Annotated in this window: 17 protein-coding genes and 1 tRNA gene; 7 read left to right on the top strand and 11 right to left on the bottom strand. The window is 72.0% G+C overall.

The genetic code is table 11. The annotated features are described in order from the left end of the window. Positions 1-10: 10 nt before the first annotated feature. On the top strand, positions 11-685 hold the full coding sequence (locus ACIPXC_RS20400; RefSeq protein ID WP_003981529.1) for a Crp/Fnr family transcriptional regulator: 675 nt from the start codon (positions 11-13) through the stop codon (positions 683-685). Between the two features lie 185 nt (positions 686-870). Here the strand turns inward: ACIPXC_RS20400 and ACIPXC_RS20395 are convergent, their stop codons facing one another. The 4 genes from ACIPXC_RS20395 to ACIPXC_RS20380 all read right to left on the bottom strand — a co-directional run bounded on the left by ACIPXC_RS20395 (position 871) and on the right by ACIPXC_RS20380 (position 3,437). Continuing rightward, positions 871-1,716 (bottom strand): MBL fold metallo-hydrolase, encoded by an 846-nt coding sequence (locus ACIPXC_RS20395; protein ID WP_401619960.1) that lies wholly within the window; start codon positions 1,714-1,716, stop codon positions 871-873. Beyond that, positions 1,713-2,621, bottom strand: a complete 909-nt coding sequence (locus tag ACIPXC_RS20390; protein WP_401619958.1) for an NUDIX hydrolase — start codon at positions 2,619-2,621, stop codon at positions 1,713-1,715. Before ACIPXC_RS20390 ends, ACIPXC_RS20395 begins: the two co-directional genes overlap by 4 nt. Positions 2,622-2,805: 184 nt before the next feature. Further along, positions 2,806-3,279 (bottom strand): RidA family protein, encoded by a 474-nt coding sequence (locus ACIPXC_RS20385; RefSeq protein ID WP_401619955.1) that lies wholly within the window; start codon positions 3,277-3,279, stop codon positions 2,806-2,808. Continuing rightward, positions 3,276-3,437 carry a DUF4177 domain-containing protein gene (locus tag ACIPXC_RS20380; protein WP_007264966.1) on the bottom strand — a complete coding sequence of 54 codons (162 nt, stop codon included), beginning with the start codon at positions 3,435-3,437 and terminating at the stop codon, positions 3,276-3,278. Before ACIPXC_RS20380 ends, ACIPXC_RS20385 begins: the two co-directional genes overlap by 4 nt. Before the next feature lie 72 nt (positions 3,438-3,509). On the opposite strand from ACIPXC_RS20380, the gene ACIPXC_RS20375 reads away from it, so the two are divergent. Both ACIPXC_RS20375 and ACIPXC_RS20370 read left to right on the top strand, forming a co-directional pair. Further along, a complete protein-coding gene (locus ACIPXC_RS20375) occupies positions 3,510-4,490 on the top strand; it encodes an ArsA family ATPase (RefSeq protein WP_401619952.1) in 981 nt (326 codons plus the stop codon). Then, the gene (locus ACIPXC_RS20370; protein WP_401619949.1) at positions 4,487-5,740 is read left to right on the top strand and encodes an ArsA family ATPase; all 1,254 of its coding nucleotides are present in this window, start codon (positions 4,487-4,489) and stop codon (positions 5,738-5,740) included. The genes ACIPXC_RS20375 and ACIPXC_RS20370 overlap by 4 nt, the downstream gene beginning before the upstream one ends. A 31-nt stretch (positions 5,741-5,771) precedes the next feature. Here the strand turns inward: ACIPXC_RS20370 and ACIPXC_RS20365 are convergent, their stop codons facing one another. Continuing rightward, the gene (locus ACIPXC_RS20365; RefSeq protein ID WP_030648100.1) at positions 5,772-6,122 is read right to left on the bottom strand and encodes a WhiB family transcriptional regulator; all 351 of its coding nucleotides are present in this window, start codon (positions 6,120-6,122) and stop codon (positions 5,772-5,774) included. A gap of 385 nt (positions 6,123-6,507) precedes the next feature. On the opposite strand from ACIPXC_RS20365, the gene ACIPXC_RS20360 reads away from it, so the two are divergent. After that, positions 6,508-8,811, top strand: coding sequence for a transglycosylase domain-containing protein (locus tag ACIPXC_RS20360; RefSeq protein WP_401619945.1), 2,304 nt, complete (start codon positions 6,508-6,510; stop codon positions 8,809-8,811). Positions 8,812-8,914: 103 nt separating this feature from the next. On the opposite strand, the gene ACIPXC_RS20355 is transcribed toward ACIPXC_RS20360, so the two are convergent. Continuing rightward, positions 8,915-9,376 carry a GatB/YqeY domain-containing protein gene (locus ACIPXC_RS20355; protein WP_401619942.1) on the bottom strand — a complete coding sequence of 154 codons (462 nt, stop codon included), beginning with the start codon at positions 9,374-9,376 and terminating at the stop codon, positions 8,915-8,917. A 67-nt stretch (positions 9,377-9,443) separates the two neighbouring features. Between ACIPXC_RS20355 and ACIPXC_RS20350 the strand changes: the two genes are divergently transcribed. Beyond that, a complete protein-coding gene (locus ACIPXC_RS20350) occupies positions 9,444-10,382 on the top strand; it encodes a metallophosphoesterase (RefSeq protein WP_401619939.1) in 939 nt (312 codons plus the stop codon). Positions 10,383-10,482: 100 nt separating this feature from the next. Further along, positions 10,483-10,556 (top strand) — tRNA-Pro (locus ACIPXC_RS20345). 69 nt (positions 10,557-10,625) lie between these two features. Here ACIPXC_RS20345 and ACIPXC_RS20340 read toward each other — a convergent pair. From ACIPXC_RS20340 to ACIPXC_RS20320, 5 genes are read right to left on the bottom strand one after another with little or no spacing between them, the layout of a single operon-like run. After that, positions 10,626-10,904, bottom strand: a complete 279-nt coding sequence (locus ACIPXC_RS20340) for a hypothetical protein (protein WP_401619936.1) — start codon at positions 10,902-10,904, stop codon at positions 10,626-10,628. Positions 10,905-10,960: 56 nt separating this feature from the next. Continuing rightward, positions 10,961-11,473, bottom strand: a complete 513-nt coding sequence (locus ACIPXC_RS20335) for a DUF5956 family protein (protein ID WP_401619932.1) — start codon at positions 11,471-11,473, stop codon at positions 10,961-10,963. 59 nt (positions 11,474-11,532) lie between these two features. Further along, positions 11,533-12,117, bottom strand: coding sequence for an HD domain-containing protein (locus ACIPXC_RS20330; RefSeq protein WP_401619929.1), 585 nt, complete (start codon positions 12,115-12,117; stop codon positions 11,533-11,535). A gap of 6 nt (positions 12,118-12,123) precedes the next feature. Further along, positions 12,124-13,443 carry a cytosine deaminase gene (gene codA, locus ACIPXC_RS20325; protein ID WP_401619926.1) on the bottom strand — a complete coding sequence of 440 codons (1,320 nt, stop codon included), beginning with the start codon at positions 13,441-13,443 and terminating at the stop codon, positions 12,124-12,126. A gap of 25 nt (positions 13,444-13,468) precedes the next feature. After that, positions 13,469-13,636: a hypothetical protein gene (locus tag ACIPXC_RS20320; RefSeq protein ID WP_157879735.1), complete on the bottom strand. Its 168-nt coding sequence runs from the start codon at positions 13,634-13,636 to the stop codon at positions 13,469-13,471. An 87-nt stretch (positions 13,637-13,723) separates the two neighbouring features. Between ACIPXC_RS20320 and ACIPXC_RS20315 the strand changes: the two genes are divergently transcribed. Then, positions 13,724-15,535, top strand: coding sequence for a S9 family peptidase (locus tag ACIPXC_RS20315; RefSeq protein WP_401619923.1), 1,812 nt, complete (start codon positions 13,724-13,726; stop codon positions 15,533-15,535). Positions 15,536-15,543 lie beyond the last annotated feature (8 nt).

Below are 15,543 nucleotides of genomic sequence, written 5' to 3'. Positions count from 1 at the left end.
AGAGAGACTCGTGGACGACGTTCTGCGGCGCGCCCCGCTCTTCGCGGCGCTCGATGACGAGCAGGCCGCGGAGCTCCGCGCCTCCATGGGCGAGGTGACCCTCGCACGCGGCGACGCCCTGTTCCACGAGGGCGACCCCGGCGACCGGCTGTATGTCGTGACCGAGGGCAAGGTGAAGCTGCACCGCACCTCCCCCGACGGCCGCGAGAACATGCTGGCCGTCCTCGGCCCCGGTGAGCTGATCGGTGAGCTGTCGCTCTTCGACCCGGGCCCGCGTACCGCCACCGCCACCGCGCTGACCGAGGTCAAGCTGCTCGGCCTCGGCCACGGCGACCTCCAGCCCTGGCTCAACGCCCGGCCCGAGGTCGCGACCGCCCTGCTGCGCGCCGTCGCACGGCGCCTGCGCAAGACCAACGACCAGATGTCCGACCTGGTCTTCTCCGACGTTCCCGGCCGCGTGGCCCGGGCGCTCCTCGACCTGTCGCGCCGCTTCGGCGTGCAGTCGGAGGAGGGCATCCACGTGGTGCACGACCTCACCCAGGAAGAGCTCGCACAGCTCGTCGGCGCCTCGCGCGAGACCGTGAACAAGGCCCTGGCCGACTTCGCGGGCCGCGGCTGGCTCCGCCTCGAGGCCCGCGCGGTGATCCTCCTGGACGTGGAGCGCCTCGCGAAGCGCTCCCGCTGACAGCTGCCGGTCGCACCGCACGGTCGTACGCGAGAGGGGTCCTGCCCGGCCGGGCAGGACCCCTCCGCATGCCCGGCGGCGCCGCCGTTCGCGGGGCGGCCTCCCCCGGCCCGCCCCCGTGATGCGGCGACGGGCCTTGACCGCCGTGATCTACCGGCCGTCCCGGATCAGGGCGCGCACCTCGTTCATTCGGGTCCGCCGGGGATCAGCCCGTGCTCTTGGAGGTACTCGAGCTGTGCCCGCACGGACCACTGCGCCGCCGGCCACAGGGAGCGGTCGACGTCCGCGTACACCTGGGCGACGACCGCCTCGGGGGTGGTGAAGCCGTTCTCGACGGCCGTCTCGACCTGCGCCAGCCGGTGCGCCCGGTGGGCCAGGTAGTACTCGACGGCGCCCTGTGCGTCCTCCAGGACCGGCCCGTGTCCCGGCAGGACGGTGTGCACCCCGTCGTCCACGGTGAGCGAGCGCAGGCGGCGCAGGGAGTCCAGGTAGTCGCCGAGGCGGCCGTCGGGGTGCGCGACCACCGTGGTGCCACGGCCGAGGATGGTGTCGCCGGTCAGCACCGCCCGGTCGGCGGGCAGGTGGAAGCAGAGCGAGTCGCTGGTGTGGCCGGGCGTCGGCACCACCCGCAGCTCCAGCCCGCCGGTCCGGATCACGTCCCCGGCGGCCAGCCCCTCGTCGCCCAGGCGCAGCGCCGGGTCCAGCGCCCGGACCGCGGTACCGGTGAGCTCGGCGAAGCGGCCCGCGCCCCCCGCGTGGTCGGGGTGGCCGTGGGTGAGCAGGGTGAGCGCGACCCGCTTGCCCGCCCGCTCGGCGGTGGCGACGACCGCCCTCAGGTGGGCCTCGTCCAGCGGGCCGGGGTCGATGACGACGGCGAGGTCCGAGTCGGGCTCGGACACCAGCCAGGTGTTGGTGCCGTCCAGGGTCATCGCGGAGGGGTTGGGGGCCAGTACGTTCACCGCGCGGGCGGTGGCCGGCCCCGAGGTGACGAGTCCGCGGGGCTGTCCGGGCAGTGCGGCGGCGTCGCTCATGCGGGACCTCCCGGGCCGGCGGGGCGTCCGAGGCGGACGCGCTTGGTGAACTCGTCGTGGCCCGGCCAGCTGAGCACCACCTCGCCGTCCTCCAGCGCGGCCTGCGCCAGCACCGGGGCGAGCTCCTGGGCCCCGGCCGCGGTGAGCGCGTCCGCGGCGCTCCCGTACGCCTCCAGGGACCGCAGCGTGGAGATGGTCGGGGGCATCATCAGCAGCTCGCCCTTGTCGTACCCGTCCGCGGCGTCGGCCGGGCGGATCCAGACGGTCCGGTCGGCCTCGGTGGAGGCGTTGCGGGTGCGCTGGCCCTCGGGCAGGGCGGCCACGAAGAACCAGGTGTCGTAGCGGCGCGGCTCGAACTCGGGCGTGATCCAGCGCGCCCACGCACCGAGCAGGTCCGAGCGCAGCCACAGGCCGCGGCGTTCGAGGAAGTCCGCGAAGGACAGCTCCCGCGCCACGAGGGCCTGCCGGTCCGCCTCCCAGTCGTCGCCGGTGGTGTCCCCGACGACGGTGTCCGGGGTCGGGCCGGCGAGCAGGACGCCCGCCTCCTCGAAGGTCTCCCGTACGGCGCCGCACACAATGGCCTGCGCGGTACGGGCGTCGGTCCCGAGCCGGGCCGCCCAGTCCGCCTGCGAGGGCCCCGCCCAGCCGACGTGGTGCTCCTCGTCACGGGGGTCGACCCCGCCGCCCGGATAGGCGTACGCGCCGCCGGCGAAGGCCATGGAGGCCCGCCTGCGCAGCATGTGGACGACGGGCCCGTCGGAGGTGTCGCGCAGGAGCATCACGGTGGCGGCGAGCCGCGGTTCCACCGGGCTGAGCGAGCCGTCCGCGAGCGCGCGGATGCGGTCGGGCCATTCGGGCGGGTACCACTGGCCCCCGGCGGGGGGCTGCTGCTGACCATTCGGCATGGCCGGATGCTACGGCCATCCGGCCCGATGTTCGAGGGTCGTCCTTCCGACGGCCGACGCGCGGCGGCCGGAAGGCGGCGCCCGCCGCTCCCGCGCCGGCGCGGGACCCGCGGCGGGCCGGATCCGGGACGCCGGCACCGTGAAGCGGCGCCGCGCCCCGGCCCGTACGGCTTCCCTCGGGGGGTCAGGCTCCGGGAACCAGCTCGACCTGGATCTCGACCTCGACGGGCGCGTCGAGCGGCAGGACCGCCACGCCGACGGCGCTGCGGGCGTGGACGCCCTTCTCACCGAGAACGGCGCCCAGGAGCTCGCTCGCGCCGTTCAGCACGCCCGGCTGACCGGTGAAGTCGGGGGCCGAGGCGACGAAGCCGACGACCTTCACGACACGCGCGATCTTGTCGAGGTCACCGACGACCGACTTGACAGCCGCCAGGGCGTTCAGCGCGCAGGTGGCGGCCAGCTCCTTGGCCTGCTCCGGCGACACCTCGGCGCCGACCTTGCCGGTGACCGGCAGGCTGCCCTTGACCATCGGGAGCTGGCCCGCGGTGTAGACGTAGGCACCCGACCGCACGGCCGGCTGGTACGTGGCCAGCGGCGGGACGACCTCGGGCAGGGTCAGGCCGAGCTCGGCCAGCTTCGCGTCGACGACGCCGCTCATGCCTTCTCCCGCTTGAGGTAGGCCACGAGCTGCTCGGGGTTGTTCGGGCCGGGCACGACCTGGACGAGCTCCCAGCCGTCCTCGCCCCAGGTGTCCAGGATCTGCTTGGTGGCGTGGACCAGCAGCGGGACCGTCGCGTATTCGAACTTCTTGGTCATGGGAGCGAGGGTAGTGCCTGTGATGCGGGGCTCATGCGCGCCCCGGGAGCCGAGTGGTTAGGCTCGGGCGATGTGAGCAGGCTCCAGGTGGTCAGCGGCAAGGGCGGCACCGGCAAGACCACGGTCGCCGCGGCACTCGCGCTCGCCCTCGCACGCGAGGGCGGACGGACTCTACTGGTGGAGGTCGAGGGCAGGCAGGGACTCGCGCAGCTCTTCGGCGCCGAGGCGCTCCCCTACGAGGAGCGGAAGATCGCCGTGGCGCCCGGCGGGGGTGAGGTCTTCGCGCTCGCCATCGACGCCGAGCGGGCGCTGCTGGACTACCTCCAGATGTTCTACAAGCTCGGCTCGGCCGGACGCGCCCTCAAGAAGCTCGGCGCCATCGACTTCGCGACGACGATCGCCCCCGGCCTGCGCGACGTGCTGCTGACGGGCAAGGCGTGCGAGGCGGTGCGCCGCAAGGACAAGGCGGGGCAGTACGTCTATGACCACGTGATCATGGACGCGCCGCCGACCGGCCGGATCACCCGCTTCCTCAACGTCAACGACGAGGTGGCGGGCCTGGCCCGGTTCGGGCCCATCCACAACCAGGCGCAGGCCGTCATGAAGGTGCTCAAGTCCCCCGAGACGGCGGTGCACCTGGTCACCCTCCTGGAGGAGATGCCCGTCCAGGAGACCGCGGACGGCATCGAGGAACTGCGCGAGGCGGGGCTGCCCGTCGGCCGCGTCGTCGTCAACATGGTCCGCCCGCACCATCTGGACGAGGACACCCTGCGCACCGCGGCCGCCGACCACCGCGCCGGGGTGGCGCGCGCCCTGTCCTGGGCGGGGCTGGGCGGTGCGCGCCGCGGCGGACTCGCCGAGCGGCTGGTCGAACCGCTGCTCGCACAGGCCGCCGAGCACGCGGGCCGGGTGGAGCTGGAGCGCGAGCAGCGCGCCGTACTGACGGGGCTGGACCTGCCGACGTACGAACTGCCCCTCCTCGGGGCGGGGATGGACCTGGCGGGGCTCTACGAACTGGCCAAGGAACTCCGGAAGCAGTCGGTGGCCGAATGAGCGAGGGGGTGGAAACGGTGGGCCTGGACTCTCCGCCGCGGCTGGTGGTCGACCGGCTGCTGGACGACCGGCAGACCCGCATCATCGTGTGCTGCGGGGCGGGTGGCGTCGGGAAGACCACCACGGCCGCGGCCCTGGGCGTACGGGCGGCGGCGCGCGGGCGGAAGGCGGTCGTGCTGACCATCGATCCGGCGCGGCGGCTCGCGCAGTCGATGGGGATCGACTCGCTGGACAACACGCCCCGCAGGGTCGCCGGCGCCGGTGCGGACGGCGGCGAACTGCACGCCATGATGCTCGACATGAAGCGCACCTTCGACGAGATCGTCGAAGCGCACGCGGACGCCGAGCGTGCCCGGGCCATCCTCGCCAACCCCTTCTACCAGTCGCTGTCGGCCGGCTTCGCGGGCACGCAGGAGTACATGGCGATGGAGAAGCTCGGGCAGCTGCGGGCCCGGGACGACTGGGACCTGATCATCGTGGACACCCCGCCGAGCCGGTCCGCGCTGGACTTCCTCGACGCGCCGAAGCGCCTGGGGTCCTTCCTGGACGGGAAGTTCATCCGGGTGCTGATGGCGCCGGCGAAGGTGGGCGGCCGGGCCGGGATGAAGTTCCTGAACGTCGGGATGTCGATGATGACCGGCACCCTCAGCAAGCTGATGGGGGCTTCGCTGCTGAAGGACGTCCAGACCTTCGTCGCGGCGATGGACACGATGTTCGGCGGCTTCCGCACGCGCGCCGACGCGACCTTCCGGCTGCTCCAGGCGCCCGGTACGGCCTTCCTCGTGGTCGCGGCGCCCGAGCCGGACGCGCTGCGCGAGGCGGCGTACTTCGTGGAGCGGCTGGCCGCGGAGAGCATGCCGCTGGCCGGTCTGGTGCTCAACCGGGTGCACGGCAGCGGTGCCGACCAGCTGTCCGCCGAACGGGCGTTGGCCGCCGCAGAGAATCTTGAAGACGGCTGCATTGTCGATCAGGAGTCCGGGAAAGCTGGACTTCGTGACACGGCCGCCGAACCCCCCGGCGCCGATGACGACACCACGGCCGTCGACCGGATCACGGCAGGACTGCTGCGCCTGCACGCCGAACGGATGCAGGTGATCGCGCGTGAGCAGCGCACGCGTGATCGCTTCACCTCGCTTCACCCCGAGGTGGCGGTGGCCGAAGTGGCCGCCCTGCCCGGCGATGTGCACGACCTCGCCGGGCTGCGGGCCATCGGAGAACGACTCGCGGCCGGGGTGCCGGCCGGAGCGTAAGGCGTTCGTACGAGGGTGGCCGCCGTGTGATCTACCCGGCTGCCGCGTACGTCTCGTACGGAACGTCGATCTCCGCGTCTGCATCCATGGTCAGGATGCCCGTGCTGCGCTCGTACTCCGTGCGTGCGGTTTCGAGCAGCCGTCGCCACGAGGTGACGGTGGGACGCCGGCGCAGCAGCGCACGTCGTTCCCGCTCGGTCATTCCGCCCCACACGCCGAACTCGACGCGATTGTCGAGCGCGTCGGCCAGGCATTCGGTCCGCACCGGACATCCGGTGCACACCGCCTTGGCCCTGTTCTGTGCCGCTCCTTGAACGAACAGTTCATCCGGATCGGTAGTGCGGCAGGCTGCCTGCGCACTCCAGTCGGTAACCCAGCCCATCCCGGCGCCGTCCTCTCCCGAATCGAGGCTCCCCCACGGCGGTAGCGGCATATTCACCGCTGCCAGTTGAGGACGTTACGGAAGGCGGGCAGAGTGCAACACCCCCGACGGGCCCAATCTTGAATGGTCCGAACGGACTATGGGTAAGCGGCAGATCACCCGACGGAGTGATGCTGCGACATGCCCGACCATTCCGGCGATTCGGGTGTAATCGGCGGATCAAGTTCACCGGGGCGGCGAGATTCGGACATCAGTCCACCCCATTCGGGAAGGGTGAAAATCAAGCCGAGGGGTTGATGTCGCACCGGTCTGCTGTGACAGTTGGGGGCAGCTTAGGCCAAGGCATTCGCGTGTGTCCGGTGAATCAGAACGTAGGCTGCCCTCCATGGGAAAGAAGCGCTCGGGCGGCGGGCTCACCGGGAGCCAGCAGGCCGCCAAGTTCCTCGGGGTGTCCGTTCTCTCCGGAGTCGTGCTGGCGGGCATGGCGATTCCGGCTGCAGGCGCCCTGGGACTGGCCGCCAAGGGCACGGTCGAGGGATTCGACGAGATCCCGGCCAATCTGAAGACCCCGCCGCTCAGCCAGCGGACCACGATCCTGGACGCCGAGGGTGGCCTGATCGCCACCGTCTATTCGCGCGACCGGCAGGTGGTCCCGCTCACGTCGATCTCCCCGTACATGCAGAAGGCCATCGTCGCCATCGAGGACTCGCGTTTCTACGAGCACGGCGCGGTCGACCTCAAGGGCATCCTGCGCGCGGTCAACCGCAACGCGCAGGAGGGCGGCGCGGCCCAGGGCGCGTCGACGCTCACCCAGCAGTACGTGAAGAACGTCTTCGTCGAGGAGGCCGGCGACGACGAGACCAAGGTGCGCGAGGCCCAGGAGAAGAGCCTCGGCCGCAAGATCCGCGAGCTGAAGTACTCGATCCAGGTCGAGGAGGAGCTCGGGAAGAAGAAGATCCTCGAGAACTACCTCAACATCACCTACTTCGGCCAGCAGGCCTACGGGATCGAATCCGCCGCGCAGCGCTACTTCAGCAAGCCGGCCAAGGACCTGACTCTGGAGGAGTCCGCGCTGCTGGCGGGCGTCGTGCAGTCGCCGAGCCGCTACGACCCGGTGAACGACAGCCAGGAGGCGATGAAGCGCCGCAACATCGTCCTCCAGCGGATGGCCGACACCAGGGACGTCTCGCAGGCGGAGGCCGACGCGGCCAAGGCCAAGCCGGTCACCCTGAAGGTCACCAGGCCCAAGAACGGCTGCATCACGGCGGTCAAGGGCGCGGGCTTCTTCTGCGACTACGTGCGCAACTCCTTCCTGACCGACCCGGTCTTCGGCAAGACGCGCGAGGAGCGGGCGAAGGTCTGGAACAAGGGCGGCCTGACCGTACGCACGACCCTGGACCCGCAGTCGCAGGACGCGGCCAACGAGTCGATCAAGGACCACGTCTACCAGGAGGACTCCATCGCGACGGCTGTGACCATGGTCCAGCCGGGCACCGGGCGGGTGCTGGCGATGGGCCAGTCCAAGCCGTACGGCTTCGGCAAGAACGAGACGCAGATCAACTACTCCGTGGACAAGCGGATGGGCGGCTCGAACTTCGGCTTCCAGGTCGGTTCGACCTTCAAGCCCTTCATCGCCGCCGCCGCCCTGGAGCGGGGCATGCCCCCGACGAAGGTCTACGGGGCCCCGAACAAGATGGCCTACCCGAGCCCGATCTCCCGCTGCGACGGCTCGAACTACATCAACGTCAAGAAGGAGTCCGCGGAGAACGAGACCGAGGACGAGATCGGCCCCTACTCGCTGCGCACGGCGATGGAGAAGTCGATCAACACCTACTTCGTCGAGATGATCGGCGAGATCGGCCTGTGCCCGGTGTCGGAGATGGCGGCCAAGCTCGGCGTGGTGCCGGCGAGCGGCGCGAAGCTGGCCGACGGCCCCGCCATCGCGCTCGGCTCGGAGGAGATGTCCCCGCTGACGATGGCCAACGCGTACGCGTCCTTCGCCAACCGCGGCGTCTACTGCACCCCGGTCGCCATCGAGTCGATCACCGACGCGCACGGCAAGGCGCTCGCGGTGCCCAAGAGCAAGTGCGAGCGGGCGATGTCGCAGACCACCGCCGACACCATCAACACCCTGCTGAGCGGTGTGGTCGACTCCGGCACCGGTGAGCGGGCCGGCCTGACCGACCGCGACAGCGCGGGCAAGACCGGTACGACCGACTCCCGGTACAACGCCTGGTTCGTGGGCTACACCCCGAACGTCTCCGGCGCGGTGTGGGTCGGCTCGGGCGGCGCGAAGAAGATCACGATGGAGAACATCGTGATCGGCGGCAGGTCCTACGCCAAGGTCTTCGGCGGTGGCCTGCCCGGCCCGATCTGGAAGGACGCGATCACCGGCGCGCTGTCCGGCCGCGAGGCCCTGCGCTTCACCACGGTCCACATCGCCGAACCGAGCGTCCCCTCCGGCGGCTCCCGCGGCAACAAGCCGTCCACCAGCCCGAACCGGCCCGGCAAGCCCGGCGGCGACGGCAAGCCCGGCGGGCGGCCCGGCGGCCAGACCTCAGGCCAGACCTCAGGCCAGACGGGCGGCTCCACCGGCGGCTCCACGGGCGGCGCCGAGGAACCGGACACCCCCTTCCCCGGGATCACGATCGACCCGGGCGACGTGATCGGCGGCCGCGGCCCCCAGTAGCGGGCGGTGCGCGAGGACGACACGAAGGGAGGGCCCCGGCCGTTCGGCCGGGGCCCTCCCTTCGTGTCGTGCGCGTTCGTCGTGCGCGTTCGTCGTGCGGGTCCTACGAGAGCGCCTTCTTCACGGCAGCGGCGACTCGGCCGCCCTCGGCCAGCCCGGCGACCTTCGGGTTCACGATCTTCATGACGGCGCCCATGGCCCGCGGCCCCTCGGCGCCCGCCGACCGGGCCTCCTCGACGGCCTCCGCCACGATCCCGGCCAGCTCCTCGTCGGAGAGCTGCTGGGGGAGGTAGGTGTCCAGGAACTCGCCCTCGGCGCTCTCGCGTGCGGCCTGCTCGGGACGACCGCCCTGCGCGAAGGCGTCCGCGGCCTCGCGGCGCTTCTTCGCCTCCTTGGCGATCACCTTGAGGACTTCCTCGTCGGAGAGCACACGGGCCTCCTTGCCCGCGACCTCCTCCTTGGTGATGGCGGCGAGGGTCAGACGCAGCGTGGACGAGTGCAGTTCGTCGCGCGCCCTGATCGCGGTGGTGAGGTCTTCCTGGAGCTTGGCCTTGAGCGTGGTCATGCAGGTGAGTGTGCCAGGTGCGGGGACGGTGGCGCCCACTCGTTTTCCGGTCTGCGACGATGGGTCCATGCGCGCGCGTTACGGAGTACCACTGAAAGCGGCTGCCGGAATCGCTGCGGTGGGGGCCGCGGGTGTGGCTTATGCCGCCGGTTTCGAGGCACGGTCCTTCCGGCTGCGCCGGGTCTCGGTGCCGGTGCTCCCCCGGGGGATGCGCCCGCTGCGCGTACTCCAGGTCTCGGACATCCACATGGTCGGCGGGCAGCGCAAGAAGCGCGCCTGGCTGCAGTCGCTGGCGGGGCTGCGCCCCGACTTCGTCGTGAACACCGGCGACAACCTCTCCGACACCGAGGGCGTCCCCGAGGTCCTCGACGCCCTCGGCCCGTTGATGTCCTTCCCCGGCGTGTACGTCTTCGGGTCGAACGACTACTACGGTCCGCGGCTGCGCAACCCCGGGCGCTACCTGGTCGAGAAGGTCCAGGGCCGGCACGGGCTGAACGGCAACAAGCCGGTCGTCGGCGCCGTGCACAACCCGTGGGAGGAGATGCGGGACGCCTTCGACGCGGCAGGCTGGCTGAACCTCACCAACACCCGGGCCCGGATGAAGCTGGACGGGCTGGAGCTGGCCTTCACCGGCCTCGACGACCCGCACATCAAGCGTGACCGCTACGGGAGCGTCGCCGGCGGACCGGAGGCGGCCGCGGACTTCTCACTGGCCGTGGTGCACGCCCCGTACCTGCGCGTCCTCGAATCCTTCACCGCCGACCGGTACCCGCTGATCCTCGCGGGCCACACCCACGGCGGACAGCTGTGCATCCCCTTCTACGGGGCCCTGGTCACCAACTGCGACCTGGACACGAAGCGCGTGAAGGGCCTGTCCACGCACGAGGCGGCGGGCCACCGCTCCTACCTGCACGTCTCGGCCGGCTGTGGCACGAACCGCTTCACCCCGGTCCGCTTCGCCTGCCCGCCGGAGGCCACCCTCCTGACCCTCACCCCGAAGGCGTAGGGCCCCCGCGCCCGCTCCGCGAAAACCGGATTTCGTCTCCGGCGAGAGGTCCGCTAAAGTAATCGATGTCGCCAGGACAGCAACACTTCAGGGCGGCGATCGGGGTGTAGCGCAGCTTGGCAGCGCGCTTCGTTCGGGACGAAGAGGTCGTGGGTTCAAATCCCGCCACCCCGACAGAGTAAGACCAGGTCAAGGGCCTGATCCGCATCGCGGATCAGGCCCTTCCTGCGTTTGCCGGGGGCGTCAGTAGGGGCGGGGCGACATGATGTGGGGCTCTATGGCCGGGGCCTCGAAGACGCAGCGGGGGATGCCCGGGCCCGGGGTGGCGCGGACGGAGACCTTCGTCGGGGGGTCCGTCGGTAGCTCGATGCGGACGGTCACGGGGTGGTCGTCGTGCGTCGTCGCGTGGCCCGTCTCCTTGCCGTCGACCAGGACCTCGACGACCGCGGTGCGGCCGGTCTGGACGGTGGCACTGACCGAGTGGCCCGCGTGGTCGATGTGGAAGTGATGCCGCCGTCGCATGAGACCGCCTCCCGCCGCTGCCCCCACGTCCCCACGTCCAGCGTAGCCAACAGCGGCTAGGAGCTCTCGTGGAGTGCCGCCAGCTCCGTGCGGGCCAGGCTCGGCAGGTCGGCGGTGGGGGCTGCCCCGGTCAGTGCGTCGAGGTGGTCGAGGACCGCCGCGACCGTGCGGAAGGGGCCCACCGGGCGGAGCAGCCAGAGGCGGCACCGGGGGCGGGGCGGCAGGCCGAGGGCGGCGAGGGCCTCGTCCGCCTCGCGGTCGAGGTCCCGCAGGTCCGGCTCGGGCAGCGGGGCGCACTCCACGCCGGTGATGTGGCCGTGGCCGTCGAGTGCGGTGTCGACGGCCCAGTGGGTGGACCGGTCCGGGATCCAGGTGCGGGCGGCCGGGGGCCAGACGTACGGGAGGAAGACCCAGCGCAGGTCCTCGGGGGCCGGCTCCCAGCCGAGCGCCTCCAGCTCCCGCATCTCGGGCAGCCGGTCCGCCTCCAGTTCGCTGCGGCCGGTGCGGCGCTGCGCGAGCGGGTGCGGTGTTCCGTCCTCGTCCCACGACATGTCCTCGTCCCACGACATGCGGGCACGCTATCCGACCGGGTGCCGGATCCACGTGACCTGCGCCGTGGGCGTACCCGTCAGGCGTCCAGGGGGTTGGCCGCGATGCGGGTGGCCGCGCCGGAGGCGACGTAGGCGGCGGCCGCGCAAGCCGGCTTGCGCCTCGCCTGGTCCTCGACCAGGGCGGTGAAGACGGGGCCGAAGCCGGCCCGCGGGTGGGCGGCGAGGAGGGCGGCGGTGAAGGACGCGTCGAACTCGACGAGGCGCACGCCGGAGACGTCGGCGCTCGTGCCCACCTGGAGGAGGTGGCTCTCCACGTCCTCGGCCGCGCTCACGTCGTCTCGCATGTGCAGGACGATGATCTCCTCGGCGCGGGCCCGCCGGTCCGCCGGCCAGCCCAGGCCCGCCGTCAGGACGCGCGCCACGTGGCCGCCGGCCTCCTCGAAGGGCAGGGTGTGGCTGTCGAACGGCGCGGTGAGGCCCAGGTCGTGCAGGAGGGCCGCCACGTAGAGGAGTTCCCGGTCGTACTCCAGGCCGTGGTCGGCCGCGTACCGCGCGCCGAAGGCGTAGGAGCGCACGGAGTGGTTCAGGAGCGCCGTGCCGGCGTACTCCGACGCGATCTCCAGGGCGGCACGGGCTGAGTCGGTGTCGAGCGTCCACGTCATGGCACATCAGCGTAGGCGGCGGGTGAAGTCGACGTCCGACGGGGGCTCCCCCGGCCAGCTGAGCCGGGTCGGGGCGGGCGGGGTCTCGGCCAGGACGGAGCCGCGCGAGACCACGTAACGGGGGCGCACCTGACGGCGGATCGCCTCCTCGGGCGAGGGCGCGGGCAGGAGGACGAAGGAGGCCGGGGCGCCCGCGGTGATGCCGTATTCGTCGGGGCCGAGACCGAGGACGCGCGCCGCACGGTCCGTCACCATCGAGAAGGCCACCGGGATGTCGTCGGCCCCGGTGAGCTGGGCGGCGTACAGGCCGACGAGGGCGGTCTGCAGCGGATCGGCGGTGCCGAGGGCGTTCCACGGGTCCATCACGTCGTCGTGGCCGAAGGCCACGTTGACCCCGGCCGCCAGCATCTCCCGGACCTGGGTGAGGCCGCGCCGCTTGGGATAGGCGTCGAAACGGCCCTGGAGGTTGAGGTTGGCGAAGGGGTTGGCGACCAGGTTGATGCCCGAACGGGACAGCAGGCGCTGGAGTTTGTAGCTGTACGCGCCGTTGTAGGAGCCCATGGCCGTGGTGTGCGAGGCGGTGGCGCGTTCGCGCAGGCCCGAGCGCAGGGCGAGGGTGGCCAGCACCTCGACGAAGCGGGACTGTTCGTCGTCGATCTCGTCGCAGTGGGCGTCCACGCGCAGGCCGTGTTCCTCGGCCAGCGCGAAGGCGGTGTGCAGCGAGGCCACGCCGTCCTCGCGGGTGTCCTCGAAGTGCGGGATGGCGCCGACGACGTCCGCTCCGCGGGTGACGGCCTCGCGCAGCAGCGCCTCACCGTCCGGGAAGGAGACGATGCCCTCCTGCGGGAAGGCGACGATCTGCAGGTTCATGACGTCCCGCACCCGGTCGCGCACCTCCAGCAGCGCGTCGAGGGCGGTGAGGGACGGGTCGGTGACGTCGCAGTGCGTACGAACGTGCAGCACGCCGTGGCAGGCCTGCCAGCGCAGCACCTCGGTGGCCCGCGCGATCACGTCCTCGCGGGTCAGGGTCCGTTTGCGCTCGCTCCAGCAGGCGATGCCCTCCCACAGGGTCCCGGAGGTGTTGGGGCGCGGCTCGCCGGCGGTCAGCGCCGTGTCGAGGTGGATGTGCGGTTCGACGAACGGCACGGTCAGCAGCCCGCCGTGCGCCTCGATGAGGATGCCGGTGACCGGCGGTTCCTTCTGGTCGTCGTACGGGATCACCCGCGCGATACGGCCGTCCTCCCCGACCTCGACGTCGTAGAGGCCTGATGCGTCGGACAGGCCTGATGTGTGCAGCAGCCGGGCACCCCGGACGATCATCCGCATGGCGCCAGCGTACGGACGACGGCCCTCAGCCGCGCTTGGCCTGGGCCTTCTGCTGCATGCCGCGCGTCTTCGCGGCGTTGGAGTGGGCGTCCTTGAACGCGGCCTTCGCACGGGCCTCGGCGGCGGTGTTCTTCGCCAGCGCGCGTTCGGAGTCCTGGTGCAGGTGGTGGCCGGTGCGGGCCTTCTTGGCCATGATCGTTCCTCCTCGGCGTACGAGTTCCACTGTGCGCCCGTTCGGAGCAGTCGGCATCCCGGGAGCGGCTGCGGCCACAATGGGCGCATGACCAGCGACAGCGAGATCACCCCCGAGATGCCCGACTGGGAGAAGCGGTTCCGTGCGCCGCGCGTCGGGCTGCCCGAGTGGGCCGAGGACGCCCCGGACCGTTCGCTCTTCGTCTCCAACGCGACCGGCACCTTCGAGATCTACGCCTGGGACCGCGCCACCGGCCGGCAGCGGCAGGCCACCGACCGCCCCAACGGCACCACCGACGGCACCCTCTCCCCCGACGGCGAGTGGATCTGGTGGTTCTCCGACACCGACGGCGACGAGTTCGGCACCTGGGTGCGCCAGCCCTTCGCGGGCGGCCCCGACGAGCCGGCCACCCCCGGCCTGGAGCCCTCGTACCCGGCGGGGCTGGCCATCGGGCGCGACGGCACGACGGTGGTCGGGCGCTCCACGGACGAGGACGGCTCGACCATCCACGTGGTCCGCCCGGACGGCTCCGCGCCCGCGGTGATCTACCGGCACCGGGAGTCCGCGGGCGTCGGCGACCTGTCGTACGACGGGACCCTGCTGGCCGTCGAGCACACCGAGCACGGCGACGCGATGCACTCGGCACTGCGCGTCCTCACCCTCGACGGGGCCACCGTCGCCGAGCTGGACGACTCCCGGGGCGGGACGGAGGAACTCGGCCTGGAGGTGCTCGGCTTCGCCCCGGTCGCGGGCGACACCCGGCTGCTCATCGGCCACCAGCGTCGCGGCCGCTGGGAGCCGCTGGTGTGGGACGTGGCCACCGGCACCGAGCAGGAACTCGCGATCGACCTGCCGGGCGACGTCAGCGCCGAGTGGTATCCGGACGGTTCCGCGCTGCTGGTCGCGCACAGCTTCGAGGCGCGCAGCGAGCTGTGGCGCTACGACCTGGCCGCGGGGGAGCTCGTACGCGTGGACACGCCGCCGGGGACGGTGTCCGGGGCCACCGCGCGGCCCGACGGGACGGTGGAGTACCTGTGGTCCTCGGCCGCCGAACCCTCGTCGGTACGGTCCACCGCGGGTGGTGTCGTCCTGGACCCGCCGGGCCTGCGGCCGCCGGGCTCGCTGCCGGTGGAGGACGCCTGGGTGGAGGGTCCGGGCGGCCGTATCCACGCGCTCGTGCAGCGTCCGGCCGGCCACGGCGACGGCCCCTTCCCGACGGTCTTCGACGTCCACGGCGGGCCGACCTGGCACGACAGCGACGCGTTCGCCGCGGCCCCGGCGGCCTGGCTGGACCACGGCTTCGCGGTGGTCCGGGTCAACTACCGGGGTTCGACGGGTTACGGCCGGGAGTGGACGGACGCCCTCAAGCACCGGGTCGGCCTGATCGAGCTGGAGGACATCGAGGCGGTCCGGGAGTGGGCGGTCTCGTCCGGCCTCGCGGACCCGGCGCGCCTTGTCCTGTCGGGCGGCTCCTGGGGCGGGTACCTGACGCTGCTGGGCCTGGGCACCCGGCCGGGCGCGTGGGCGGTGGGCCTGGCCGCCGTACCGGTGGCGGACTACGTGACGGCCTACCACGACGAGATGGAGGCGCTGAAGGCGCTGGACCGCACCCTCTTCGGCGGGACGCCGGAGGAGGTCCCGGACCGGTTCGAGGCGTCCTCCCCGCTGACGTACGTGGACGCGGTGAAGGCCCCCGTGCACATCGCGGCGGGTGTCAACGACCCCCGCTGCCCGATCCGGCAGATCGACAACTACGTGGACCGGCTCGCGGCGCGTGGGGCGGTGCACGAGGTGTACCGGTACGACGCGGGGCACGGCTCGCTCGTCGTGGAGGAGCGGATCAAGCAGGTCCGGATGGAGCTGGAGTTCGCGCTGAAGCACCTGCCCGCCCGACCCTGAGGACCGGT

The sequence above is a fragment of the Streptomyces sp. NPDC090021 genome (assembly GCF_044748225.1).
Taxonomy (GTDB): domain Bacteria; phylum Actinomycetota; class Actinomycetes; order Streptomycetales; family Streptomycetaceae; genus Streptomyces.
The sequence above is the reverse complement of the archived record's forward strand: the minus strand, read 5'-3'. Positions and strand labels throughout refer to the sequence as shown.